This is a genomic window from Fictibacillus sp. 18YEL24 (assembly GCF_015903855.1).
GTDB classification, from domain to species: Bacteria; Bacillota; Bacilli; order Bacillales; family Fictibacillaceae; genus Fictibacillus; species Fictibacillus phosphorivorans_C.
The window spans coordinates 160,351-184,451 of the sequence record NZ_JACZDT010000006.1 but is presented as its reverse complement, the minus strand read 5'-3'; the positions used below and the strand labels follow the sequence as shown (position 1 = coordinate 184,451).

Below are 24,101 nucleotides of genomic sequence, written 5' to 3'. Positions count from 1 at the left end.
GTCTTTTTTGTTCTATAAAAAAATCTTTATGACTACAAATCTGAAAAACGACATCATTCGTGGACCGACCAACTACTTTCACAGTTTTACGTTCAGCTTTTTAAAATGATAGGCATATCATACACGTTATTTAAGAATTTGAATTATAATAAGTACATCTATTCAGCACTGGAGTGTGAAGATATGCAGCTCATACAAACCAACGAAGTCCAGAAAACACTGGATCAGCTTATTGGAAAAGAACTTTATCTACATTTAGAAACAACCAATGGCGCATATGCCAATCATAATAACGAGAGTGTTCTAACCGTTAACGCATATATTCGAAATGGTAAAGTAACACCCTTATCAGGAAAAATCATGGGAAACGGCCCCTACCGTGTTGGCTTAAAAATTGAGCTAGGATGGATTTATGCAGAAGGTTTAACACATTGGGAAATCGATTCTGAAGGAAGATTACTGATGGCAGGTCATGACGCTGAAGGTAGACTTGCAGTAGCTCTTCAACTGAGCTCTTCCCCATTTGATGTATAAGGAGGATATATAAATGGATGATCATTTACTCGTGATCTTCCCCCATCCAGACGATGAAGCGTTCGGAGTGTCGGGGACGATTGCTCAGCACACTAAAAAGGGATTACCCGTTACTTATATTTGCTTAACGCTCGGTCAGATGGGCAGAAATATGGGAAATCCACCATTTGCTACTCGTGAATCGCTTCCACTTATTCGGCAAAAAGAGCTAAAAGATGCCTGTGATGCAGTAGGCATTCAAGATCTGCGACAGTTTGGATTACGCGATAAAACGGTAGAATTTGAAGATGAGAAATTTTTAGCAGATCAATTCTTAGCTGTTATCGATGAGGTAAAGCCAACACGTCTCATCACTTTTTATCCAGGATATAGCGTACACCCTGACCATGAAGCTACAGCAAGAGCAGTCGTGCGTGCAGTAGGAAGCATGCCTGAGATGGATCGCCCGGAACTATTATGTGTGGCTTTCGCAAAAAATTCTGAGGAAGATTTAGGAGCTCCACATGTAGTGACAGATATCTCGGATGTTTTTGCAGAAAAAATGAACTGTATCAAAGCACATCGATCTCAAACACAATGGCTAGTAGATAGCGTTGATAAAGATCCTGCCATGCTGGCTTGGGTAAAAAATGAGAGATTTTGGCGTTATCCTTTATAAACGAATAAAGGTTAATTAACCCATTGGCCTTTGAAGGCCGTGGGTTATTTTTTTGGGGAAATACTTGAATTTTCAAAAAAATGTACAAATCCATGTAGCATTTTCCTGATATTGTGGTATACTAATTGTAACAAATCGTTCACAATTTAGACGCTAATTCGTCAAAATTGTAAGCGTAAACAATACTTCAAGGGGTTGATTAGTAATGGATGTTTTTATGGTTTACTTATTTGTAGCGACTGCCACGCCATTATTTTTATGGAATGATAGTCGTAAGTTAGCCTTATGGCAAACGCCGTTCATCGCCCTTTTATGGACTTACGTTGTGTTATTCATGGCTAATGATAGCTTAAGCTTATTCGTACACAGTTTCTTCATCACCGTATTCATCGCAAATGTTGTTTTTGCTCATTATGCAGCATACATCGTATGGGGCCGTCCATATTTGGCGAAACGAAAGATGGAAAAAGCAAAATATTAATTTAAACTTTCATCCCCTCTATTATTAGAGGGGTTTTTGTATTTATTGGGAATTTATCTCATTCAGATTTTCTAATATATACTTCCATATCACGTCCTCACATCCCCTCAACTCCTATGACCTAATTATCCCGCTTTTCTTCTGTTTTCTTCACTATTTGCTTGTTTTCTACACTATCTCATCAATACCTGTTGTGTTTAAATCTCACCATGTTATACTCGTTACCGTTGAAATTTTGAACGGAAAATGAATTCTTATAACTTACAAAACAGGAGTGATTTTTAACAGATATGATAATTAACGAATCAAAAAACAAACGAATTGTAATTAAAATTGGGTCCAGTTCTTTAACGAGCAGACTTGGTGATATTAGCAGACATAAATTAGAGCGACTCGTTGATGAAGTCGTTAAATTAAAAGATGACGGCCACGAGGTATTACTCGTATCTTCAGGCGCAGTGGCAGCAGGATATAGACGTTTAGGCTGTTTGAACCGTCCTACATCTCTTGCTGAAAAACAAGCGGCTGCATCGATCGGGCAAGGTTTGTTAATGGAATCTTATTCTGAACGTTTTATATCTCACGGTTATACCGCTTCACAGATTTTAATTACGAGAAGTGACTTTTCTGACCGTGATCGTTACCATAATGCCCGAAACACGATCAACGTTCTTTTAGATCGAGGAATCATACCAATCGTAAACGAAAATGACACGGTTACAGTAGAGCGACTTAAGTTTGGTGACAATGACACGCTTTCGGCAAAAGTGGCAGGACTTGTTGATGCGGATCAGCTCATCATTCTATCTGATATCGATGGGCTTTACACGAATGACCCTCGAAAAAATCCTAATGCAAAACTTTTAACGAAAGTTAGTGAAATTACACCGGAAATCGAGGAATCTGCAGGAGAACCTGGAAGTGCGGTAGGTACTGGAGGCATGCGTTCAAAGATTGATGCTGTAAAAATCGCAATGGCTTCTGGAATTTCATCTTTCCTTGGCAATGCAACATCACCAGATATCATTCACAAAGCCGTTATCGGCAAGGCCAGAGGAACGTATTTTGTTCCTGGTAAAAGTGAATTCAATCTTGATACAAAGCGACAATGGATTGCTTTCCACTCTGGTCCAGAAGGTGAGATCGTAGTCTCGAATAAAGCGAAGCAAGGTATTGATGAGCTCAAAAGTCTTTATCCTACAGGCATTCGCTACGTAAGTGGTCATTTTAAAAAAGGTTCAGTTGTTCGCATCAAAGATTTAGACGGAAATGAAGTGGGTCTTGGTGTATCGAATTATTCTTCTAAACAGTTGATCAAGATTAAAGGTATTTCGCGTGATGAGCTGGCTGAAGTCGGCCCTGAAGAAGCCATTAATAACAATGATTTAGTCTGCCACACTCGTTTGGCAGTACCTATTCACTAATATAGATTTTCGAAAATGTAAGGTTTAATATACAAGGAGGCGTTGGATGAGTACTTTTAAAAGTACAACCAAAAATAGTGATGTGAAAGACCAAGCAAAGTTAGCACAGGAAGCTTCAAAAAAACTGGCACTCCTCAGTGAAAAAGATAAAAATAAAGCACTACTGGTGATTGCTGATACGTTAGAAAGCGAAACAGATTTTATCTTAGAACAAAACAAAAAAGATCTAGTTAATGGTGAAAACAATAATTTCTCTGAAGCTTTAATGGATCGTTTGCGCTTAACAGAAGACCGCGTTAAAGAGTTTGCTAACGGACTACGAGAGGTTGTTGAGTTAAAGGATCCTGTAGGTGAAATTCTGTCTGACTGGACACTTGATAACGGATTAAACGTAGAGCAAGTTCGTGTACCATTAGGTGTGATCGGTATGATATATGAAGCACGACCAAACGTAACAGTGGATGCGACAGGACTTGCATTAAAGTCTGGAAACTCGATCGTACTAAAAGGCGGTTCCAACGCTATTCATTCAAACTCAGCGATTGTCTCTGTTATTCATAAAGCATTAAGAGCAACAAAAATTCCCGAAGATGCTGTCCAATTTATTGCTTCTACAGATCGCGAAGCAGCGGGTCAATTGTTTACGATGAAAGAGCATATTGATGTGTTAATTCCTCGTGGTGGCGGAAATCTCATTAGAACGGTTGTTGAGAATGCTACAGTTCCAGTCTTAGAGACAGGTGTCGGCAATTGTCACATTTATATTGATCAGTTTGCAGATATTGATAAAGCCCTGAGCATCATGGAGAACGCCAAAACAGATCGACCGGCTGTTTGTAATGCCGCAGAGACGTTTATTTTCCATGAAGCATGGCTGAATGATCATGCTGGACAAGTTACAGCTCTTTTTGATAAGTACGATATTGAAGTGCATGGCGATGAAAAAGCAGCAGAGTTATTGCCCGATGTAATACCTGCTAATGAAAAGGATTGGGCTGAAGAATATTTAAGTTTAGCCGTTGCAGTTAAAGTGGTTAGCTCTGCCGAAGAAGCTGTTGCCCATATTGAACGTTATGGCACAAAGCATTCTGAAGCAATCGTAACTGAAAATCCAGAAAATGCTGTTGCTTTCTTAAACAGTGTTGACGCAGCTGCCGTTTACCATAACGCGTCTACACGTTTTACGGATGGGTCAGCGCTAGGATTCGGAGCAGAGATCGGTATATCCACACAAAAGCTTCATGCTCGTGGTCCAATGGGACTGCCAGCACTAACGACGATTAAGTATCGTATGACTGGTGACGGACAGGTTAGATAATTATATTGTAAACAGTCCCTTAGTTGGGGCTTTTTTTTGTAGAAATAAAGAAGGTGAAGCTAGGATGGTGAGAGAATGTTTTTCAAAAGGAGGTCGTTTATGTTAGTTAAAGATCGCGGAAAGTCTATAAGGATTAGAAAGCTTGAAGTTATGCATCGACGAGTGATTAAGCTTCACCCCAAATATTTGACCATGGAAGATGAATTAAGTGGAAGGTTAGCCGGACATTTTGGTGAGCAGTCGAATGACTACTTTTTAAAACCTTTTCGGGACTTCTCTGTTATGCATGACCTGAGGCTTACAGCGCATGAAAGTTATTTCCAGATCGACACCCTGCTTCTCTCCCCTCGTTATCTCTTAAACCTCGAAGTGAAATACATTACTGGAACCTTGGTTTTTGACCATCTCAACCAAGTCATCAGAGTAAAAGATGATGGATCCGAAGAAGCTTTTCGGAATCCTATTTTCCAAGTAAAGCGCCAACAATCTCACCTTATTGAATGGATGATAAAAAACCGAATACCTCCAATCCCTGTTCGCTCACTGGTTGTGATGAGCAATTCGAGAACCATTATTAAAGCCCCTCCCTCAAATAAAGATGTCCTTCATTATATTACTCATAGTCCCTATTTGCAGGAGAAAATTAAGATGATTGATAAGATGTATACGGACGAGAAGCTGACGATAAAAGAGGTCACTAAACTCTCCAAATTGCTTGTTCGACATCATTGTCCTGAAAACCCTGATCTTCTCAAAAGGTATGGGATTGAAGAAAAAGATATCATCAAGGGCGTTTATTGTACGGAGTGTTTTTATTTGCCGGTTGTGCGAAAAAAAGCTGTTTGGCTTTGTCCTAAATGTTTGCATAAAAGTAAAGACCTTCACCTTTCTTCACTTTCTGATTATGTCCTTTTGTTTGGAAAAAGCATAACTAATAAACAGTTATGTGAATTCCTATGTCTTTCATCTAGGCATATAGGAAAGCGACTACTTAATGATATGAACTTACCTCATACAGGTGGAAAGAAAGGAAGAGTTTACACACTACCTGATCCGTATTGAGATTCTTAAGGAGTCGATGACCAAATTTTTGATTCGCTCACAAACTTCTCGAATCGCTCATAAACTTCTCGAATCGCTCACAAACTTCTCGAATCGCTCACAAACCTCTCGAATCGCTCACAAACCTCTCGAATCGCTCATGAATCCACAGTTTACTTAATACAATCACGTGTAAAGGCCACCAATAAATGCAAAAAAGCCTCTTGCTAAAGAAATAATCCCTAGCAAGAGGCTTTCAAATGTTTAATTATTATTCATGACTCCCATGTTCACCCGAATCATGCTCACTACCTCCACCATGATTCTCATGGTTTTCAGTCTTCGGTGAGTGCTGGTGCTTATCATGCTTCGCGTGACCTGCTGCCATTACCCAAACAGAACCGATTACGATAACAATCGCAACGAATGCTGCAAATAGGATGTTACCGATCTGTACACGGCTCGTTAAGTTACTCTTCGTCGAGTTCTCTGTTACGTGCATGAACATCAAGAGCTGAAGAGCAGCTTGTAGGAAAGCAAAACCGAAAATGATAATTAAAATCCAAGTCATTGATAGATCTGTTTCAAGCGCAATCCAAAGTGCGAATAGTGTTAGCACGATGGATAACACAAAACCGATTAAATGTTTCCACGGAAAGCCGTGGTGTTCATTAGCTACAGTTTTATTAGCCATTATGCATCACCATCCCCATCAGATAAACGGCTGTGAAGATAAAGATCCACACTACGTCTAAGAAGTGCCAGTATAGACTGGTGATGAAAACTTTTGCAGATGTAGCTGGCGTTAGACCGCGCTTAGCTACTTGAATCAAGACCATCGTTACCCAGAAGATACCGAACGTTACGTGAGCACCGTGAGTACCTACAAGAACGAAGAACCCTGACCATGCTGCACTTGTACCGATATTAGCACCTTCGTGAATGAAGTGTAAGAACTCTTCAATCTCAAAATAAAGGAATCCAAGACCAAGACCTAAAGTGATGGCCATCCAAGTGATCAAACCTTTTACATTTTGACGGCGCATCTCATGAACCGCAAGTCCACAGGTAAAACTACTTGTTAAGAGCAAGAACGTTTGGATTAACAAACTCTTTACTTCAAATAGCTCACCAGGTGATGGACCATCAGCGATACGATGTTCTAAAACCATATAAGTTGCAAATAATGTCGCGAACAACGCGATTTCTGCCCCGAGGAAAATCCAGAAACCGAGAATATTTAAACGCCCAGTCTCCGAACGATACTCTAAAGGCGTGTTGGGGTCGTGTGTTTCTGCATGTGCCATTTTTTCACGCCTCCTTATTTAGAAATCTTTTCTGTTTCGATTACTTCTTCAACACTTACATAATAACCATCATCATACTCGAATGAACGATAGAACAATGTTGCAAACACACCGATCATTCCAGCGATCGCCATCCACATCCAGTCGAACACCATTCCGAATCCGGCAACAAAGAAGAAAGATGCCATGATGAATGGAACACCAGAGTTACTTGGCATATGAATCGGTTTAATATCTTCAACTTTTAACTTCTCAACTTTTCCAGCTTGCTTCTGTCTCCAGAAGTGATCAAGACCTGTTACTTCAGGAATCTTAGCAAAGTTATAGAATGGAGGCATTGCTGTAGGCGTAGACCATTCTAAAGTACGGCCATCCCAAGCATCTCCAGTTGTTTCACGCTTCGCGTAACGGAAGCTGTAGTACATATTGTAAACAAGGATTAAGAATGCGATCCCCATCATGAATCCACCGATCGTAGATACCATGTTCAATGGACCCCAGCCAGACTCTTCGCTGTACGTGTAAACACGACGAGGCATACCGTCTAGACCAAGGAAGTATTGTGGGAAGAAACATACGTTAAATCCGATTGTGAATACCCAGAATACCCATTTACCGATACGTTCGTTCAGCTTGTAACCAAACATCTTCGGATACCAGTAGATCAAACCAGCGAAACAAGCAAATACTGTACCCGCGATCAACACATAGTGGAAGTGAGATACTAGGAAGTATGTGTTGTGGTACTGATAGTCAGCTGCTGCCATGGCTAGCATGACACCTGTAACCCCACCGATTACGAAGTTCACGATAAATCCGAGTGACCAAAGCATCGGGGTCGTAAATTGAATCTTACCTCTGTACATCGTAAACAACCAGTTAAAGATCTTAACCCCGGTCGGTATACCGATCGCCATCGTTGTGATGGAGAATACAGAGTTAACAAGTGCTCCTGAACCCATCGTAAAGAAGTGATGGACCCAAACCAAGAAACTGTATCCTGCGATTAAAAGCATAGACCAAATCATGGCTTTGTAACCAAATAGCGTTTTTCTAGAGAACGTAGAGATAATCTCTGAGAACATACCGAATGCCGGCAGAATTACGATATATACCTCAGGGTGACCCCATAGCCAGAAAAGGTTGGCCCAAAGCATATCCATTCCCGCTCCTTGCAGAGTGAAGAAATGGCTGCCGAATAAACGGTCAAATGTCATAAGTGCTAGTGCTACAGTAAGAATCGGGAAAGCGAAAATAATGATAACCATTGTTACAAGTGATGACCAAGTGAACATTGGCATACGGAACAATGTCATTCCCGGCGCACGCATCTTAAGAATCGTAACTAAGAAGTTAATACCGGTTAAGAGCGTACCAATACCTGCGATCTGTAGACCGAGCAGATAATAGTTCTGTCCAGGTCCTGGACTGAGCTCGTTACTCGCAAGCGGCATGTAACTCGTCCAACCTGCTGATGGAGATCCACCGATAACGAATGAGATGTTGAACAACATCGCACCAATAAAGAACGTCCAGAAACTAACTGCGTTTAAATAAGGATAAGCTACGTCACGAGCTCCGATTTGTAATGGAACAACGACGTTAATCAAACCGATCAAGAACGGCATCGCCATGAAGATGATCATGATCGTACCGTGTGTTGTAAAGATTTCGTTATAGTGCTGTGAATCGAGGAACTTAGCCTCTGGAACCGCTAGCTGTGTACGCATTAAGAGGGCATCTACCCCACCGCGGAACAGCATCAATACAGCGGAAACGATATACATGATACCTAGTTTTTTATGGTCAACTGTTGTAAGCCATTCGTCCCACAACCATTTCCATTTTTTATATTTAGTAAGATAGAACAGGATACCCACCATCGTTAGTACGATGGATACGTCAGCACCATAAATCATCGGGTCGCCTGTTACGAAAAATTCATCCCATTTCATATTGAAATGCCTCCTCTGTTAATGGGCATGAGAATCCCCATGAGACTCTGATTCAGATTCTTCTAGCTTCTTCATCTCTTCTTCACGCTTCTTCTTTTCTTCCTTCGCTGCTCTTGAGTGAGGAATCTTCTCTTCATAACCCAAACGTTCGCGAGCATCTAACGCGTATTCAGCGTTTGTAGCATGGTCTACCCAATCTAAGTGAGTAGAAGAGAAAGTCATTTCTTTCACATGACCAGGAAGCATCAGCTTGTCATACTGCCCCTTCGAAAGCTCAGGAGCATCAGCTTTTGTTTCGCTCGCCCATTTTTCGAACTCTGCATCGGACATTGCCATCACATCAAACGTATGATTAGTAAATCCTTCACCAGTAAAGTTGGAGTTACGTCCTTCATACGTCCCTTGCTCGTCAGCTTGCAGGTAAAGCTCTGTCTCCATGCCAGCCATCGCATATTTCTGACCACCTAATTGAGGTACCCAGAACGATGCCATCGAATCAGCTGAAGTCAGCTTGAACAAAACAGGTCGATCTTCAGGAATATGAAGATAGTTAACTGTTTCAATATCTTGCTCTGGATATGAGAACACCCATTTCCAGTTTACAGATGTTGCATGGATCACCAATGGCTTTTGATCTTTTGACTTTTCAGGAGGTCCTTCAAGAGAATAGATACTCTTTACCGTTGGAATCGCTAATGCAATAACGATGATGATAGGAATGATCCACCAAATCGTTTCAAGAAGATGACTTCCTTCATTATCTGGATCATAGCCTTTATGGTTTTTGCGATCACGATATTTATAAACAATAAAAGCAGTAAGTGCGTAAACAACTATTAGGATAAATAACATAAACCAGATGGAATACATGATCAGATCCCTCTGCTCTGCTCCTACAGGTCCTTTTGGATCTAAAACAATCATATCGCTGCAGCCGCTAAGCATAAATACGGCCATCAATAACCCGAATGTAAAAAACGGCTTAAACCGTCGCATCACCAGGTCCACCTTCCTTTCTCTATTTACAAGCATTTACTTTTGCCTAATAAAAAACGAACCAAGAGTGATTATAGAGCATTGTGAATTAAATCACAATGTAAAACATAGGCAAAAATTTAAATGACAAAAACCTTTGCTTTCATAGTACCAGAATCCTAATAAATGTGACTCTATCCACAACAAATGTCACGATTACTTCAAATAAAGCTCACAACTTTATCACAGTTTCGACATAGAATGTTCACGATTTTGGAAGAGACTTCTTCCATTGGTAAACAGTCTTGAGATTTTTAAAAGTTCAGTTTTTACTTTTTACCCTAAAACCAACCAACATACACCTGCCTATGTAATTTTTTCAAATAAAAAACGACCTTGCCTGTATAAGACAAGATCGTTATTATTTTACTTTTATGCGCTTACTTCAACTTGATTTTCGGTATCATTATAAACATTCGTATCGAGCTGATTCTGCACCTTACTTGTTAAAAGTCCAGAAGTCATCGAACCACTTACGTTAACAGCGGTACGACCCATGTCGATCAATGGCTCAACAGAGATCAATAGACCTGCTAAAGCGATAGGAAGATCCATTGCGGAAAGTACCAGGATCGCCGCAAACGTCGCTCCGCCTCCAACACCTGCTACACCAAATGAACTTAGTGCTACAACTACAACCAATGTCAACAAGAACGATGGAGACAACGGATCGATTCCGACTGTTGGAGCTATCATGACCGCAAGCATCGCCGGATAAATTCCAGCACATCCGTTTTGTCCGATCGAAAGACCGAATGAACCTGAGAAGTTCGCGATTCCATCAGGTACACCCATGCTCTTTTGCGTACGAATATTTAAAGGAAGTGCGCCTGCACTCGTACGAGATGTGAAAGCAAAGGATAATACCGGGAATGATTTCTTCATATAAGTAATTGGATTCAAACCTGCAAATGTTAAAAGCAATAAGTGAATGCCGAACATGATCAGCAATGCTACATATGAAGCAATTACGAACTTACCTAGTTTTGCGATTGCATCCATATCACTTAGTGCAACTGTTTTGGTCATTAGCGCAAGAACCCCATATGGAGTTAGACGAAGAATCAACGTTACTACTCGCATGATAACTGCATAAAACGCATCAACGATTTTAGCAAAAAGCTCTGCATGCTCCTCTTGCTTGCGTTTGACTCCAAGATAAGCCACGCCCAAGAATGCAGCAAAGATAACGACAGCGATCGTCGAAGTCGGACGAGCTCCTGTGAAATCTAAGAATGGGTTAGCTGGTAATAATGAAAGAACCTGTTGTGGAAGCGTAAGATCTTTCACTTCAGCAAACGTACCTTCCATCTGCTCACCGCGCGCTGTTTCTGCATCTCCTTGCTCGATCTGAACAGCCTCAAGATCGAAAACCGTTGAAGTTGCAATTCCGACAACCGCGGCAATTGCAGTTGTACCTATTAAGATTCCTATGATCAATCCACTAAGTTTTCCGATGTTTCCTTTTAAGTTCAGACGCGTAAACGCTGAAAGGATCGAAATAAATACGAGTGGAACAACGATCATTTTTAAGAACGTTACATAACCACCACCGACTAAATTGAACCAGTCAGTCGATTTAGCTGCTACCTCAGAGTCAGCTCCATACCCGTACTGAAGTCCAAGTCCGAACAAAATCCCTAGACCAAGACCCGTAAAAACACGCTTAGAGAATGAAACGTGCTTTTTTTGCATGTAATACAAAACACCCAATAGTATAAGCATAATTGCAATATTCGATAAAACTAAACCAGTAGTCACCTACAAGCCCCCCTTTAGTTAACTAAATTAAATTAATACAATTAAACCCATCTGTCAAGTAGGGATTACCAGTAGAACGTTTTTTGGCTGCCACCTCCTCACACAAAAAAAGACAAGCTTTTAATAAGAGTAAGCCCATCATTAGTGTGTTTATGCCGTAGTCACAGGTGAAATATTTAGTTGTGATACAGATATATTCAACTTAAAACTAAGATATGCTTGTTTTTGTAACAAATTCTTATGACTTGGTACTAGAATGAATCTCGACGCGTGTCATATCCATGATGAAATGATTCATAAATACATCTGTATGTGGGCAAAATATACTTTAAAGAGATTGAGGAGTGAAAAAATATGGCACGCGGAAAATCGTTCGAACATAAAAAACAAGGTCATCCGGGAAGATTTCCTGATAATACCCTTCAGAATCGATTGGTTGAAAAGTCGGATGAAACAGATTCAGTGAACCTTGCAACAAAAGAAGCATTTAAGAACCGAACTGGTGAGCAGGAATAGATAACGATCATGGCACTCTTGGAAAATCTTCCATGGGTGCTTTTTCTTTTTTAAGATTACGTATGCACCTATTGAGTTCCTTCCCCATTCAATACTATAATCAAGAGGGTACAAATTACTGACAGAAAAGGTGTTATATAGATGAGTATTTTAACGGTGCAAGGCTTAAGCCATGGTTTTGGCGATCGTGCCATATTTAATGATGTTTCCTTCCGTCTGCTTAAAGGTGAGCACATCGGATTGATCGGTGCTAATGGTGAAGGTAAATCAACATTTATGAATATTATTACAGGCAAACTAAAGCCTGATGAAGGTAAAGTAGAATGGGCTAAAAAGGTACGTGTCGGCTATCTTGATCAGCACACGGTCCTACAAAAAGGCATGTCGATCCGCGATGTGTTGAAGAGCGCGTTTCAATACTTGCTTGATATGGAAAACGAAATGAACAGCATGTACGAAAAAATGGGTGAAGCGACACCTGAAGAGCTTGAAAAGATGCTTGAAGATGTTGGTGTCATTCAAGATACATTAACGAACAACGACTTTTACGTGATCGATGCAAAAGTTGAAGAGATCGCGCGTGGACTTGGTCTTGATGATATCGGTTTAGACCGTGACGTACACGATCTAAGTGGTGGGCAGCGTACAAAAGTATTGCTTGCTAAGCTTTTATTAGAAAAGCCAGAGATCTTATTGCTGGATGAGCCGACAAACTATCTGGATGAGCAGCATATCGAGTGGCTGAAACGCTATCTGCAGGAGTACGAAAATGCGTTCATCTTAATCTCGCATGATATTCCTTTCTTAAACAGCGTTATCAACTTGATCTATCACATGGAAAATCAAGAGTTAAACCGTTATGTTGGAGATTACGACCACTTTAAATCTGTCCATGAGATGAAAAAATCTCAGTTGGAAGCAGCATTTAAACGTCAACAGCAAGAGATTGCCGGATTGAAGGATTTCGTTGCACGTAACAAAGCACGTGTTTCCACTCGAAACATGGCCATGTCCCGACAAAAGAAACTTGATAAGATGGATGTTATTGAACTCGCTAAAGAAAAACCAAAGCCGGAGTTCAATTTTAAAGAAGCGCGCACACCAAGCAAACTGATCTTTGAAACGAAAGATCTTGTTATCGGATATGACGAACCACTTTCTAAACCGTTGAACCTGCGTATGGAACGCGGTCAAAAAATTGCTTTAGTCGGTGCGAACGGTATCGGTAAAACAACTTTACTTCGCAGCATCCTTGGTGAGATCACCCCTGTTTCAGGTTCCGTTGAGCGCGGTGAAAACCTAGAGATCGGTTATTTCGAGCAAGAAGTGAAGTCAGCGAACTATAATACATGTATCGATGAAATCTGGAGTGAATTTCCTGGTTTCTCACATCATGAGGTTCGTGCTGCTCTCGCGAAGTGTGGCCTAACGACTAAACACATCGAGAGTAAAGTTGAAGTACTAAGTGGTGGAGAAAAGGCGAAGGTTCGTCTATGTAAGCTAATCAACCACGAAAACAACGTTCTTGTTCTCGATGAGCCAACAAACCATTTAGACGTAGAAGCAAAAGACGAGTTAATGCGTGCATTGAAGGCTTTCAAAGGCAGTGTGCTGTTGATTTCCCATGAACCTGAATTTTATAAAGAAGTTGCAAATGACGTTTGGAACTGTGAAAGCTGGACGACGAAAGTGTTTTAAGTAAATCTGTTTGCTAGCCCTCATCTTTGGATGGGGGTTTTTTATTTGGGAGTTATTTTGGTAATGGGATGGTATAGGTTGCGGCTTTTCTTGAGCCATTTGGTTTTAAATCCATTGCACGGAGAATTTTATACATGCTAGTAGAGGAATTAAGATGCAAGAAGTTTCGTAATTCTTCATTTTTAACTTGAGGATTTATCAAGAGTCCATAATCATGAATAGCTTTTACATGTGCATCAGCATTCTTATTAGAACATGTTAAACAAAGCCAGTGTCTCATTGCTCTTTTCATCGGTAAGTTACCACAATTAGGGCAAATAACTCCTGTGGCTAAATCCTCTTTTTTTATCTCATATTGTTTTAAAATATCATTATTTATCTGTTTATGATTCTTTATTAAAAGTTTACTCAATTTATTTATATCTTTTTGAGATAAATGATTTTGAGTATAATTCTTTGTCAAACGATGAATCGTCAGAATCAAGTCTTTGCCTCTAACAATTTTATTTTGACTTTTCTTATATGAAGGAGAAATTTTAATTACTGAGTGAATATTAGTTATTACTACCAAATAAAAGATAGGGATATCAGCAAACTTATAAGAGGAAAGCCATTCCTTAAAACATGAAGCTTGAAATTCAACCTGTATAATCGGATCAGGAAACGCTTCTTCAATACCGTTTCTGGTGCGAATCACTTGGTTAAATTGATGGTCAAAATACAGGTTTCCTATTAAATTCTTAACTTCTATAATTAAACAATAGTGTGGAGTTATGATGAGAGAATCAAGCTGGAAGTATTGTTTTTGCGTTTTATCTCTTGGGAGCCTTAAATCGTGGAAAATATAATAGTTTTCTACAGGTAAATCACTTAAATGATAATCAAGGGACTTCTCTCCATTAAACCCAGCATTAAATTTTGCCCTATCACTTAAAATATCCGGTTTTTTGGAGAAATTCAGAGGCATTCTTTCTAATAATGAATCTAGTTTGAAAAGTGTTAACGGTTTTGTTCTTTCTTTTACTATCAAATCATCACCTCACGCTTAATTTGCTTATAAAAATTCAACAATTGTCACTAATTTTCCTTTCATGAAAAGGAGAAATTTTTTTATAAGTCCTCATACTGATTTATAAGTCTTCAAAAAAATTTATAAGTCTTCAATGGATTTTATAAGTCCTCAAAAATTTTTATAAGTCTTCATCCAAATTCTCCGCTTTTACAGTGTAAAAAACACCCCCTGCTAACAGCAAGAGGTGCCCACCCAATCAACTATTCATCTCTTCCACTAACAGAGAAAGCTCTTCCCATCGTTCCATCGCAGCTTCAAGTTCACTCTCCACTTTTTTCTGATCAGCCATAAGCTCGCTAATCTTGCCAAAATCACTGCCAGCAGCGACGATTTCCGATTCGATCTGTTCCTTCTTCTCTTCAAGGTTCATGATTCGTTCTTCAATCGTATCCCAATCTTGCTGATCTTTGTACGACAGCTTTTTCTTCTTTTCTTTACGATGCTGTGCAGGAGGTTCCGTCACTTCTACAGACGAAGCCTCTTTCTTCACCGCAGCAGCCTGTTCATCACGTTCTTTCTTCTCGTCCATATAGTCCGAATAGCTGCCTTGAAACCTTACAACCTCTGTGTTTCCTTCGAATGCAAGAAGATGATCGACGACACGGTCTAAAAAGTAGCGGTCATGGGAAACCGTCAACACTACGCCAGGAAAATTTTCTAAATACTCTTCTAAAATCCCTAACGTTTGAATGTCCAAATCGTTTGTAGGCTCATCCAAAAACAGCACGTTCGGCTCTTCCATTAATACCTTTAGCATGTACAAGCGGCGTTTCTCTCCGCCTGATAACTTACGAATATACGTATATTGCATATAGCGTGGAAACAGGAAACGTTCGAGCATCTGTTCAGCGGTAATCGTCTGACCATCTACCGTCGTGATAACCTGTGCGGTTTCCTTAATATAATCGACTACACGCAAGTTGCCGTCGAGTTCTTCGTGATCTTGTGTGTAGTAGCCGATCTTAACCGTTTCCCCTACTTCAACGGAACCTGAATCAGGACTCATTCTACCTGCTAACATATTTAATAAAGTGGTTTTTCCACTTCCATTTGGCCCGATGATTCCAAGTCGTTCACCCGGAACAATTAAATAATCCAGGTCTTTAACTAACTCTTTTCCATCTAAACTTTTGCTCAAGCCTTCTACTTCAATCACTTTTTTACCAAGTCGTTGAGATCCGATCGCAAACTCAACAGAGCCTTTCACTGCAGGACCTGTTTCTTCTTGCAAAGTTTCAACTCGTTGAATTCTAGCTTTCTGTTTTGTAGTTCGCGCTTTCGCACCACGGCGTAACCACGCTAATTCGCGGCGAAGTGTGTTTTGTCGCTTATCTTCGTTCTGAAGGGCGATTTCTTCACGTTCAGCCTTTTTCTCTAAGTACGTTTCGTAGTTCCCCTCATAAACATAAAGTTTCCCATTATCGAGCTCAAAGATGTTGTTAGTTACGCGGTTTAGGAAATAACGGTCATGGGTAACCATTAATAAGGCGCCTTTATAGTTTCCTAAGAACGTTTCTAGCCATTCGACCGTTTCATTATCAAGATGGTTTGTAGGCTCGTCCAAAATCAGTAGATCTGCAGGTTGAATGAGTGCTTTTGCGATCGCCACACGCTTCTTTTGCCCACCGCTTAAATGCTTCACTTGACGAGAAAAGTCACGAAGACCAAGCTTTGTGAGCACCGTTTTTGCGATGGTGTTCGCTTCCCATGCCTCATTTTCATCCATCTTTTGCTGACTGTTCATCAAACGCTTCAGTTTCTTTTCGTTTGATGGATCAGATTCCAGATCGAGGAGGGCTTGTTCATATTCCCGCATCGTTTTCATGATGAGAGAATCACCAAAGTAAATTTGGTCAAGAACGGATAACTCTTCATTGAGTTCAGGTTCTTGTGCCACATATTCAATCTGAAATGTGTTCGCATGAGAGAGTGTTCCTCGTTCGGCTGGTTCGAACCCAGCTATTGCTTTTAATAACGAGGACTTACCTGTTCCATTCGGTCCGATGAGTCCGATTCTTTGCTTATCGCTGATTGAAAAAGTGATATCGTCAAACAGCGTTTTTTCACCATATGTTTTATATAGATTTTCAACTAATAAAATACTCAAAACCATATCATTCCTTAGGCTAATGTCTTTGCATTCTATTGTAGCTTAACCCTGTCAGAATAGCATCTTTCGGTTATGATTTGCATTCTTTTTGGAATTTTTGTTATAGTGTAAAACATGTTCTGAAAAGAAGTGGGCACGTTTTTTGCTCAAAACGGATGCCACCTATTTTCAATTCACACATCGGCTTTGCTTTTTTCTTGTAGTTGATGCTGGGTTTTAAATTAATCCGGCAAGATTTTTAATGCGTTTATTGACCGCGCTTTTGACTTCAAGTTTTTTTCTGTTATTCCTCGCAAGCTCTTTTTGCAAATAAAAAGCTCTAAGAAACAACCTGCCAACTTTTTCATAAACAAGTCATCCGTTGAGCAAACTAACATGACCCATTTCATGAAAAAAGAAAAGGAGAGAAATTTTTACATGCAAACAGGAGTTATTATTTCTTTAGTTATTTACATGGCCGGTATGCTTTATATCGGATATTGGGCTTACAAAAAAACATCTGATCTAAATGACTACATGTTGGGTGGAAGAGGATTAGGTCCTGCAGTTACTGCACTTTCAGCCGGAGCATCAGACATGAGTGGTTGGATGATGATGGGTATTCCAGGTGCGATGTTCACTGACGGGATCAGCTCAATTTGGATCTCTGTCGGACTCGCTATCGGTGCTTATCTAAACTACATTCTTGTAGCACCTCGTCTTCGTACGTATACTGAAGTCGCAGATGATTCCATTACCATTCCTGATTACCTTGAAAATCGTTTTAACGATACACAAAAGATTCTACGAATCGTTTCTGGACTTGTAATCATTATCTTCTTCACACTTTACGCATCTGCTGGACTTGTATCTGGCGGTAAGCTGTTTGAAAGTGCATTCGGTACAACTTATCTAACTGGTATGTTGATTACGGTTGGGGTAGTTGTAGCTTATACACTATTTGGAGGATTCCTTGCAGTAAGTTGGACGGATTTTGTTCAAGGCTGTATCATGTTCGTCGCATTGATCTTAGTGCCTATCGTTGCGTTTACTGATATCGGTGACACGCAAACAGTTATCGATACAGTTCGCGGGGTTGACCCATCCCTTCTTCAAGCAACAAAAGGATTGACCACTCTTGGGTTGATATCGTTTTTAGCTTGGGGACTCGGTTACTTTGGACAACCACATATCATTGTTCGTTTTATGGCGATCACATCTGTAAAAGATATTAAAACAGCAAGAAGAATCGGTATGAGCTGGATGATTATCTCTCTTATCGGTGCATCTCTCACAGGATTGATTGGTGTTGCTTGGTTTGCTAGAGAAGGAAGAGAACTTGCAGATCCTGAAACAGTATTCATCGAATTTGCTAACTTGTTGTTCCACCCGCTAATTACTGGTTTCTTATTAGCAGCCATTCTAGCTGCAATCATGAGTACGATTTCTTCTCAGTTATTAGTTACATCCTCTTCTGTTACAGAAGACTTTTATAAGCAATTCTTAAAGAAAGATGCTTCTCAGAAGGAACTCGTTATGATCGGCCGTATTGCGGTACTTATTGTAGCCGTAATCGCTGTATTGTTGTCATTGAACCCTAGTGATACCATTCTTAGCCTCGTAGGTTATGCATGGGCAGGATTTGGTTCAGCTTTCGGACCGCTTATTCTGTTAAGTCTCTTCTGGAAGAAGATGACGAAGTGGGGTGCTTTAGCAGGTATCATCGTTGGTGCTGTTACAGTTCTTACTTGGGTACAGTTCCCAGACCTTAAAGAACAAGTGTATGAGATGATTCCTGGATTCTTCTTAAGCTTAATCGCAATTCTTATTGTGAGTTCATTAACGAAAAATCCATCTAAAAAGGTTCAAAACCAGTTTGATGACATGGAAGAGACACTTGATGATTTAAAATAATGTAAACAAAAAGCGTTCCTGACTACAGGAGCGCTTTTTTTATACCTTCTTAATAAGTCGATCTGAATGTGCGAGTTCTTCTATACGACCAGCACCAATTCCAAACATCGCTGCACGCATCTCAAATTCGATGCGTTCCATTTGTATGAGCAGCGCCTCAACATCATTTTCTACAGCTGATGGCAATAGTAGTCTTCCAAAACCAGCTAGATTAGCACCTAGAGCAATTGATTTTGCCGCATCAACACCGTTTTTGAGCCCCCCGCTTGCAATCAATGGAGTGGAAAAATTATTTTTCCTGACCGCAAGGATGCTTTCAGCAGTCGGCAGTCCCCAGTCTAGAAAAGCTTCCGCTGCTTCTTTTCGAATGCTGTCGTTCGAACGATAGCTCTCTACTTGTATCCATGATGTTCCACCTGCACCAGCTACATCAATGAACTGAATACCCGCGGACGTAAGGCGGTCTGCCGTTTTTTCATCAATTCCCATTCCTACTTCTTTTACACCGACTGGTACATGGAGAGAATTTGCGATTTCTTCAATCTTAGATAGCAAATGAGAAAAGTTCGTATCGCCTTCTGGCTGAAACACTTCCTGTAACGTGTTTAAGTGCAATACAAGCATATCTGCTTCAGCCATCTCAACTGCTTGTCTACATTGATCGATCCCAAAGTCATAATTGAGCTGAACCGCTCCAATGTTTGCGATGATCGGAATATCAGGAGCATACTTCCGAATCTGAAACGTATAAGCAAGATCCTCGTTCTCAACCGCAGCTCTCATTGATCCGAGGCCGATCGCCCATCCTTTTTCTTGAGCAGCCTTCGCTAACTGTTGATTTATTTGATAGGCGGTTTCTGTTCCACCTGTCATAGAAGAGATTAAAAATGGCGTACGCATCTCTTTGTTTAAAAATGTGGTTGAAAGTGTAATTTCATCAAATGATAGCTCAGGCAATGCGTTAGGAATGAATCGATAGTTTTCAAGTCCTGTCGTAATGTTCTTACCTTCAACATCTTCGTTCAAACTAATTCTAATATGTTCAGTTTTCCGCTTTTCCGTAAGGTCCTTCGAAATATCCAACAACTTTCCTCCTCTTGCGTTCCAGTGTTTTATTCTTTTGATCCAGGATTCGAATCAGCCTGAACCTGTTATATCTTTGAATAAATATAAAGGGTAGATTAAACAGAACGGCGTACATGATCATGATATTGCCGATCCAAACAGGGTTCCACAAGAAAAACAATAGAGCTGGTGGCATAGACAGCCAATGCGTTAGTTCTGCGCGACGTGTTTCTGCTAAAAAACGGGATAAATACTCTAGGGAATCTCCTTCTAGTGTTTTCTTCGCGAATCCTCCCTTATAAAAATCACCACCATCTGGCAATATGGTTTTCCATTTACGTATTCCTATTTTTTCATAACATCCTCCACTTTTTTCCCAACCAAAAGCTGAATCCCATCTGCTCTCTTTTGTAAAATTAGAAAAAGGAATTCGATGAATGATATAAGCCACAGTTAAATGAAAGATAAGCCAGGCAAGTATATTGATCACTACCGTCCAAAACGGAGAAAGTTCAATGAGCATTTACGCATCCCCTTTTTCAGAAACCGAGATTTCTCTACCTTTCCACTTTACTTCTTTTTTGATCACACTCAAAATAAAAGACCAAATGTACACCACAGAAAAAAACAGGAAGTGCGCAGGGTGTGTTAAAGCTGAAAAAAACGTAGCCGTTCCAATCTTCTTCATTAAGGTCTTAATCTGAATAGCATAAAGCAGATAGAAGATTCCCCAAATCACCATTTCGCTCACATCTTGAACCATTAAAAATGGAAGCTGGATAGCAAGACTTATTCCTCCGGTAATCCAGGCAACAGTTAACACTAGGGGTATAAATGGGGTTTTGGCAGAACCAAGTGCGAAGCTTTTACACCATCCGAAAAATAGTGCTGAAAGACCTTCTGCATACATTCGAAAATAAACCGCCTTGTATCCTGAGAAACAAGTAACGTTCACATTTTGATTCATAGCTACTCTGCCCATTTCCATATGTTCAAGAACTTGATGTCTAATCCCTTCATGACCACCTATCTCTATATACGTTTCTCGGTCGACCATAAGACACGGACCAAATGCTCCAGCAGGTTTTTTTCGAAATACCGTAAAGCATTGCATGGCCGCCATTACGATTATGTTAAATAGCGAAGATAATTTTTCTCCGGCACTCTTCATCTGATGAAACGGTTGAACACTGATCAATCCCCTGCTTCTTTCCCATTCACCGCACAAGCGTTCAATTCCGTCTATCTCAATTTCTAGATCTGCATCCAAAAATAACAATAAAGAGCCTGTAGCATGTTTTGCTCCATTCCAACATGCCCATGGTTTGCCTAACCAGCCGATTGGAAGACGTTCTGGCTTTACAACGGTAACACCAAATTCCCGAGCGACTTCTTCAGTTCGATCTTCAGAATCATCGTTAACAACGATCACTTCATGAAGCTTTATACTTTGGCTGCTCAATGTCGGCAATAAATTTTTTAAGTTTGCTTCCTCATTCCTTGCGGGAATAATAACTGAAACAGAATGTGGTTCATGAGGACCTTTAGCACTTAGCGTGCGAATATTCCATAGCATGAACCATCCACAAAGCCACATGATTGATAGATACAAAAGTGTAGAAAACATGTCGTCTGTCTCCTTTAAAGTAAAGTTATAGTTACAGCTTTGGCTTTGTATTCTTTTTTCAAACAATTCTCAAAAAAAGAGGAATTTTTGTATTCAGTCAAGAACTGAAAATAAAGAGTCACTTTTTGAATATGTTGAAAAAGCGTTCAATAATTTTACAATGGTTGTACATAAACTATACAATACAGAGGAACAGTCGTACAGCAACAGCTAAGAAACAACCTTAACCTTTCAATCCCAATACCGAGGAGGATTTTGATGAAGAAAAAAGTGTTAGTTGTAGGCGGCGGACTTGGAGGCTTATCAGCAGCTCTTCGATTAGCAGCTGATGGTCACGAAGTAACTGTACTTGAAAAGAATGAACGTATCGGCGGTAAACTCAATCAGCGTTCTGGAAAAGGCTATACCTTTGATACGGGTCCTTCCATCTTAACGATGCCATGGGTACTTGAACAGCTGTTTGAATCGGCTGGAAAGAACATTCACGATTACATAAATATCCAGCGTATCGAGCCACAGTGGAGAACTTTTTTTGAAGATGGCACTGTGATTGATGTAACGAGCGACCTACCAGAGATGCTAAAGGAAATCAATAAAGTGAATCCGCAAGATGCTGCTTCATTCTTTAAGTATCTGGATTATTGCAGCCAAATGTACGAACTTAGCATGAAGAGTTTCTATAAGAAAAGTTTATCAGGATTGAACGATTTGCGTACTCTTCACAGCTTTAAAGAACTTCTTGCGATGGATCCTGTGAAATCAATGGACCAAGCAACGAAAAAGTTCATTAAAGACAAACACCTTCAACAACTATTTAATTTCTTCATCATGTACATCGGTTCCTCCCCATATCAGGCACCTGCCGTTCTTTCTCAGCTGATTCACGTGCAGCTTGGCCTTGGTATTTATTATGTAGAAGGCGGAATGTACAAAATTGCTGAATCGATCTTAAGTGTTTTAAACGAATATAACGTTGATGTTCTAACGAATCAAAAAGTAGTTGGAATCTTAACAGAAGGCACTACAGCTAAAGGGGTAAAACTTGAGAACGGCGAAGAGATGTATGCTGATATCGTAGTTTCTAACTTAGAAGCCATTCCAGCCTATAAGACGCTCCTCTCCAACCATCCGCAAGCTAAAAAGGCAGCGGAAGATCTAAGTAAATACGAACCTACTGTTTCAGGTCTCGTCTTATTGCTTGGCGTTGATAAAAAGTACGACGAGTTCGCACATCACAACTTCTTCTTCTCTCAGAGTGGGGAAAGAGAATTTGATCAAATCTTTAACACGGGTATTCTTGCTGATGATCCTACAGTCTATGTGGGAATCTCATCAAAAACAGATCCGACTCAAGCACCTGAAGGCAAAGACAACTGGTTCGTTCTCACACACGTACCTCCTCTTAAAGAAGGCGAAACATGGGAAAGCAACCTTGAGAGCTATCGCGAGCTCGTCTTGAACAAGCTTGAGCGAATGGGAGCTAAAGACCTGCGCCAGCACGTTGAATGGGAATACACGTTTACTCCTGACACTTTAAAAGAACTGTACGGACCGAACGGTGGCTCCATCTACGGTATTCGAACAGACCGCAAGATGAACGGTGGATTTAAAATACCAAGCAGAAGCAACCAATTTAACAATCTATATTTTGTTGGCGGCTCTACACACCCTGGCGGCGGCGTTCCAATGGTAACTCTTTCAGGACAGCTGACAGCTGATTTAATAGGTGAAGATTTAAAAAATGTTTCAAAGGAGATCGGGTAATATTGCAAACAGCACAGCAGCATGGCACCATCGATAAAGTCCTTTTTCGGTTCTTTATCTTTTGGTATAGCGTAGGATTAATACTTCTTGTTTTTGATATTCTTCCACCTGCTCTCGAGTGGGCAAACAGTGTGTTTTTAATCGCATGCGGTGTTCTTGGAGGATTTTACTTTTATCGAACGTACGGTAACTTTGGCGCTATTTTTACTTTATTCGTTCTGTTTGGAAGTATCGTAGCAGAGAGTATCGGAGTCAAGACCGGTTTGATTTTTGGTCAGTATAATTATAGCGATCAGCTCGGTTTACAATGGTTAGGCGTACCAATTGCCATCGGATTCGCGTGGGTGATGATTATTGCTGTCTCTCACGCGATCGCTGGTGGTATCGTTAAACCATTTAAAGGTCAAACAGCTATAAAAATACCACTCTATGTTGTTACAGGTGGTCTTATTGCTGTAGTCATGGATGGAATAATCGATCCTGTTGCATACCTTGTTAAAGGTTACTGGTTCTGGGATGGGTCTGGGATCTATTATGGCATACCGTTGCAAAACTTTGTTGGCTGGTTTCTTTTAGCTAGCTTCTTTCATATCACTCTAGTTAAAGGATTGAACATTACGAAGAAAACTGCAACAACTCAGCATCCTTATTGGCATTCTCGCACGATTGCCGTGTTTATGATGGTCACGAGTATGTTTGTCGTACTAGGATTAACATCAGAGCTGTATCTAGCCTCAATCGGTGTGACTCTCGCTAGTATCATCCTGTTGAGTTTATATCGTATAAACAATAAACCACTTTCTCTAAATCGCAATATAGCTTACAGCCCGGGGAAAAGGTGA

21 protein-coding genes are annotated in these 24,101 nt (G+C 40.3%); 11 read left to right on the top strand and 10 right to left on the bottom strand.

Annotated elements, in window-relative coordinates; all coding sequences use genetic code 11:
- Nucleotides 1–183 precede the first annotated feature (183 nt).
- The 6 genes from HU823_RS18500 (at nt 184) to HU823_RS18475 (ending at nt 5,477) form a co-directional block, all read left to right on the top strand.
- Complete coding sequence (locus HU823_RS18500; RefSeq protein WP_144704046.1) at nt 184–534, top strand: YojF family protein; 351 nt, start codon at nt 184–186, stop codon at nt 532–534.
- A 13-nt stretch (nt 535–547) separates the two neighbouring features.
- Complete coding sequence (bshB2, locus tag HU823_RS18495; protein ID WP_197222983.1) at nt 548–1,192, top strand: bacillithiol biosynthesis deacetylase BshB2; 645 nt, start codon at nt 548–550, stop codon at nt 1,190–1,192.
- Between the two features lie 217 nt (nt 1,193–1,409).
- Entirely contained in the window at nt 1,410–1,673 is a 264-nt protein-coding gene (locus HU823_RS18490; RefSeq protein WP_231607547.1) for a spore morphogenesis/germination protein YwcE, read from the top strand.
- Between the two features lie 290 nt (nt 1,674–1,963).
- On the top strand, nt 1,964–3,097 hold the full coding sequence (gene proB, locus HU823_RS18485) for a glutamate 5-kinase (RefSeq protein ID WP_197222982.1): 1,134 nt from the start codon (nt 1,964–1,966) through the stop codon (nt 3,095–3,097).
- Nucleotides 3,098–3,143: 46 nt separating this feature from the next.
- Nucleotides 3,144–4,415: a glutamate-5-semialdehyde dehydrogenase gene (locus HU823_RS18480; RefSeq protein WP_197222981.1), complete on the top strand. Its 1,272-nt coding sequence runs from the start codon at nt 3,144–3,146 to the stop codon at nt 4,413–4,415.
- A 99-nt stretch (nt 4,416–4,514) separates the two neighbouring features.
- Nucleotides 4,515–5,477 (top strand): nuclease-related domain-containing protein, encoded by a 963-nt coding sequence (locus tag HU823_RS18475; protein ID WP_197222980.1) that lies wholly within the window; start codon nt 4,515–4,517, stop codon nt 5,475–5,477.
- 250 nt (nt 5,478–5,727) lie between these two features.
- On the opposite strand, the gene qoxD is transcribed toward HU823_RS18475, so the two are convergent.
- The 5 genes from qoxD to HU823_RS18450 all read right to left on the bottom strand — a co-directional run bounded on the left by qoxD (nt 5,728) and on the right by HU823_RS18450 (nt 11,478).
- Nucleotides 5,728–6,150, bottom strand: a complete 423-nt coding sequence (gene qoxD, locus HU823_RS18470) for a cytochrome aa3 quinol oxidase subunit IV (RefSeq protein ID WP_144704059.1) — start codon at nt 6,148–6,150, stop codon at nt 5,728–5,730.
- Nucleotides 6,143–6,763 carry a cytochrome aa3 quinol oxidase subunit III gene (gene qoxC, locus HU823_RS18465; protein WP_144704062.1) on the bottom strand — a complete coding sequence of 207 codons (621 nt, stop codon included), beginning with the start codon at nt 6,761–6,763 and terminating at the stop codon, nt 6,143–6,145. Before qoxC ends, qoxD begins: the two co-directional genes overlap by 8 nt.
- Nucleotides 6,764–6,777: 14 nt before the next feature.
- Nucleotides 6,778–8,718, bottom strand: a complete 1,941-nt coding sequence (gene qoxB / locus HU823_RS18460) for a cytochrome aa3 quinol oxidase subunit I (protein WP_144704065.1) — start codon at nt 8,716–8,718, stop codon at nt 6,778–6,780.
- Nucleotides 8,719–8,736: 18 nt separating this feature from the next.
- Nucleotides 8,737–9,717, bottom strand: a complete 981-nt coding sequence (qoxA, locus tag HU823_RS18455; protein ID WP_370630126.1) for a cytochrome aa3 quinol oxidase subunit II — start codon at nt 9,715–9,717, stop codon at nt 8,737–8,739.
- A gap of 408 nt (nt 9,718–10,125) precedes the next feature.
- A complete protein-coding gene (locus tag HU823_RS18450) occupies nt 10,126–11,478 on the bottom strand; it encodes an L-cystine transporter (protein ID WP_186320657.1) in 1,353 nt (450 codons plus the stop codon).
- A 390-nt stretch (nt 11,479–11,868) separates the two neighbouring features.
- On the opposite strand from HU823_RS18450, the gene HU823_RS18445 reads away from it, so the two are divergent.
- Both HU823_RS18445 and HU823_RS18440 read left to right on the top strand, forming a co-directional pair.
- Nucleotides 11,869–12,030: a hypothetical protein gene (locus HU823_RS18445; RefSeq protein WP_186320646.1), complete on the top strand. Its 162-nt coding sequence runs from the start codon at nt 11,869–11,871 to the stop codon at nt 12,028–12,030.
- A gap of 141 nt (nt 12,031–12,171) precedes the next feature.
- Nucleotides 12,172–13,728 (top strand): ABC-F family ATP-binding cassette domain-containing protein, encoded by a 1,557-nt coding sequence (locus HU823_RS18440; RefSeq protein ID WP_144704074.1) that lies wholly within the window; start codon nt 12,172–12,174, stop codon nt 13,726–13,728.
- A gap of 52 nt (nt 13,729–13,780) precedes the next feature.
- Here HU823_RS18440 and HU823_RS18435 read toward each other — a convergent pair whose 3' ends face one another.
- Together HU823_RS18435 and HU823_RS18430 are read right to left on the bottom strand one after the other, a co-directional pair.
- On the bottom strand, nt 13,781–14,758 hold the full coding sequence (locus HU823_RS18435; RefSeq protein ID WP_197222979.1) for a nuclease-related domain-containing protein: 978 nt from the start codon (nt 14,756–14,758) through the stop codon (nt 13,781–13,783).
- Between the two features lie 238 nt (nt 14,759–14,996).
- Complete coding sequence (locus HU823_RS18430; RefSeq protein WP_197222978.1) at nt 14,997–16,907, bottom strand: ABC-F family ATP-binding cassette domain-containing protein; 1,911 nt, start codon at nt 16,905–16,907, stop codon at nt 14,997–14,999.
- Nucleotides 16,908–17,327: 420 nt separating this feature from the next.
- Between HU823_RS18430 and putP the strand changes: the two genes are divergently transcribed.
- Nucleotides 17,328–18,803, top strand: a complete 1,476-nt coding sequence (gene putP / locus HU823_RS18425; RefSeq protein ID WP_144704084.1) for a sodium/proline symporter PutP — start codon at nt 17,328–17,330, stop codon at nt 18,801–18,803.
- Nucleotides 18,804–18,842: 39 nt separating this feature from the next.
- Here the strand turns inward: putP and fni are convergent, their stop codons facing one another.
- The 3 genes from fni to HU823_RS18410 are packed head-to-tail and all read right to left on the bottom strand — an operon-like array spanning nt 18,843 to nt 21,495.
- Complete coding sequence (fni, locus tag HU823_RS18420; RefSeq protein ID WP_231607546.1) at nt 18,843–19,886, bottom strand: type 2 isopentenyl-diphosphate Delta-isomerase; 1,044 nt, start codon at nt 19,884–19,886, stop codon at nt 18,843–18,845.
- Entirely contained in the window at nt 19,846–20,391 is a 546-nt protein-coding gene (locus HU823_RS18415; RefSeq protein WP_186320647.1) for a glycosyl-4,4'-diaponeurosporenoate acyltransferase, read from the bottom strand. The genes fni and HU823_RS18415 overlap by 41 nt, the downstream gene beginning before the upstream one ends.
- On the bottom strand, nt 20,392–21,495 hold the full coding sequence (locus HU823_RS18410) for a glycosyltransferase (protein ID WP_197222977.1): 1,104 nt from the start codon (nt 21,493–21,495) through the stop codon (nt 20,392–20,394).
- A 258-nt stretch (nt 21,496–21,753) separates the two neighbouring features.
- On the opposite strand from HU823_RS18410, the gene HU823_RS18405 reads away from it, so the two are divergent.
- On the top strand, nt 21,754–23,259 hold the full coding sequence (locus HU823_RS18405) for a phytoene desaturase family protein (RefSeq protein WP_197222976.1): 1,506 nt from the start codon (nt 21,754–21,756) through the stop codon (nt 23,257–23,259).
- A gap of 2 nt (nt 23,260–23,261) precedes the next feature.
- Nucleotides 23,262–24,101, top strand: a complete 840-nt coding sequence (locus HU823_RS18400) for a carotenoid biosynthesis protein (RefSeq protein ID WP_197222975.1) — start codon at nt 23,262–23,264, stop codon at nt 24,099–24,101.

What these genes read in the sequence shown, in the direction of transcription:
- HU823_RS18500 (WP_144704046.1), top strand. Translation starts at nt 184, where the DNA reads ATGCAGCTCATACAAACCAACGAAGTCCAGAAAACACTGGATCAGCTT.
- bshB2 (WP_197222983.1), top strand. Translation starts at nt 548, where the DNA reads ATGGATGATCATTTACTCGTGATCTTCCCCCATCCAGACGATGAAGCG.
- HU823_RS18490 (WP_231607547.1), top strand. Translation starts at nt 1,410, where the DNA reads ATGGTTTACTTATTTGTAGCGACTGCCACGCCATTATTTTTATGGAAT.
- proB (WP_197222982.1), top strand. Translation starts at nt 1,964, where the DNA reads ATGATAATTAACGAATCAAAAAACAAACGAATTGTAATTAAAATTGGG.
- HU823_RS18480 (WP_197222981.1), top strand. Translation starts at nt 3,144, where the DNA reads ATGAGTACTTTTAAAAGTACAACCAAAAATAGTGATGTGAAAGACCAA.
- HU823_RS18475 (WP_197222980.1), top strand. Translation starts at nt 4,515, where the DNA reads ATGTTAGTTAAAGATCGCGGAAAGTCTATAAGGATTAGAAAGCTTGAA.
- qoxD (WP_144704059.1), bottom strand. Translation starts at nt 6,150, where the DNA reads ATGGCTAATAAAACTGTAGCTAATGAACACCACGGCTTTCCGTGGAAA.
- qoxC (WP_144704062.1), bottom strand. Translation starts at nt 6,763, where the DNA reads ATGGCACATGCAGAAACACACGACCCCAACACGCCTTTAGAGTATCGT.
- qoxB (WP_144704065.1), bottom strand. Translation starts at nt 8,718, where the DNA reads ATGAAATGGGATGAATTTTTCGTAACAGGCGACCCGATGATTTATGGT.
- HU823_RS18450 (WP_186320657.1), bottom strand. Translation starts at nt 11,478, where the DNA reads ATGCTTATACTATTGGGTGTTTTGTATTACATGCAAAAAAAGCACGTT.
- HU823_RS18445 (WP_186320646.1), top strand. Translation starts at nt 11,869, where the DNA reads ATGGCACGCGGAAAATCGTTCGAACATAAAAAACAAGGTCATCCGGGA.
- HU823_RS18440 (WP_144704074.1), top strand. Translation starts at nt 12,172, where the DNA reads ATGAGTATTTTAACGGTGCAAGGCTTAAGCCATGGTTTTGGCGATCGT.
- putP (WP_144704084.1), top strand. Translation starts at nt 17,328, where the DNA reads ATGCAAACAGGAGTTATTATTTCTTTAGTTATTTACATGGCCGGTATG.
- HU823_RS18415 (WP_186320647.1), bottom strand. Translation starts at nt 20,391, where the DNA reads ATGCTCATTGAACTTTCTCCGTTTTGGACGGTAGTGATCAATATACTT.
- HU823_RS18410 (WP_197222977.1), bottom strand. Translation starts at nt 21,495, where the DNA reads ATGTTTTCTACACTTTTGTATCTATCAATCATGTGGCTTTGTGGATGG.
- HU823_RS18405 (WP_197222976.1), top strand. Translation starts at nt 21,754, where the DNA reads ATGAAGAAAAAAGTGTTAGTTGTAGGCGGCGGACTTGGAGGCTTATCA.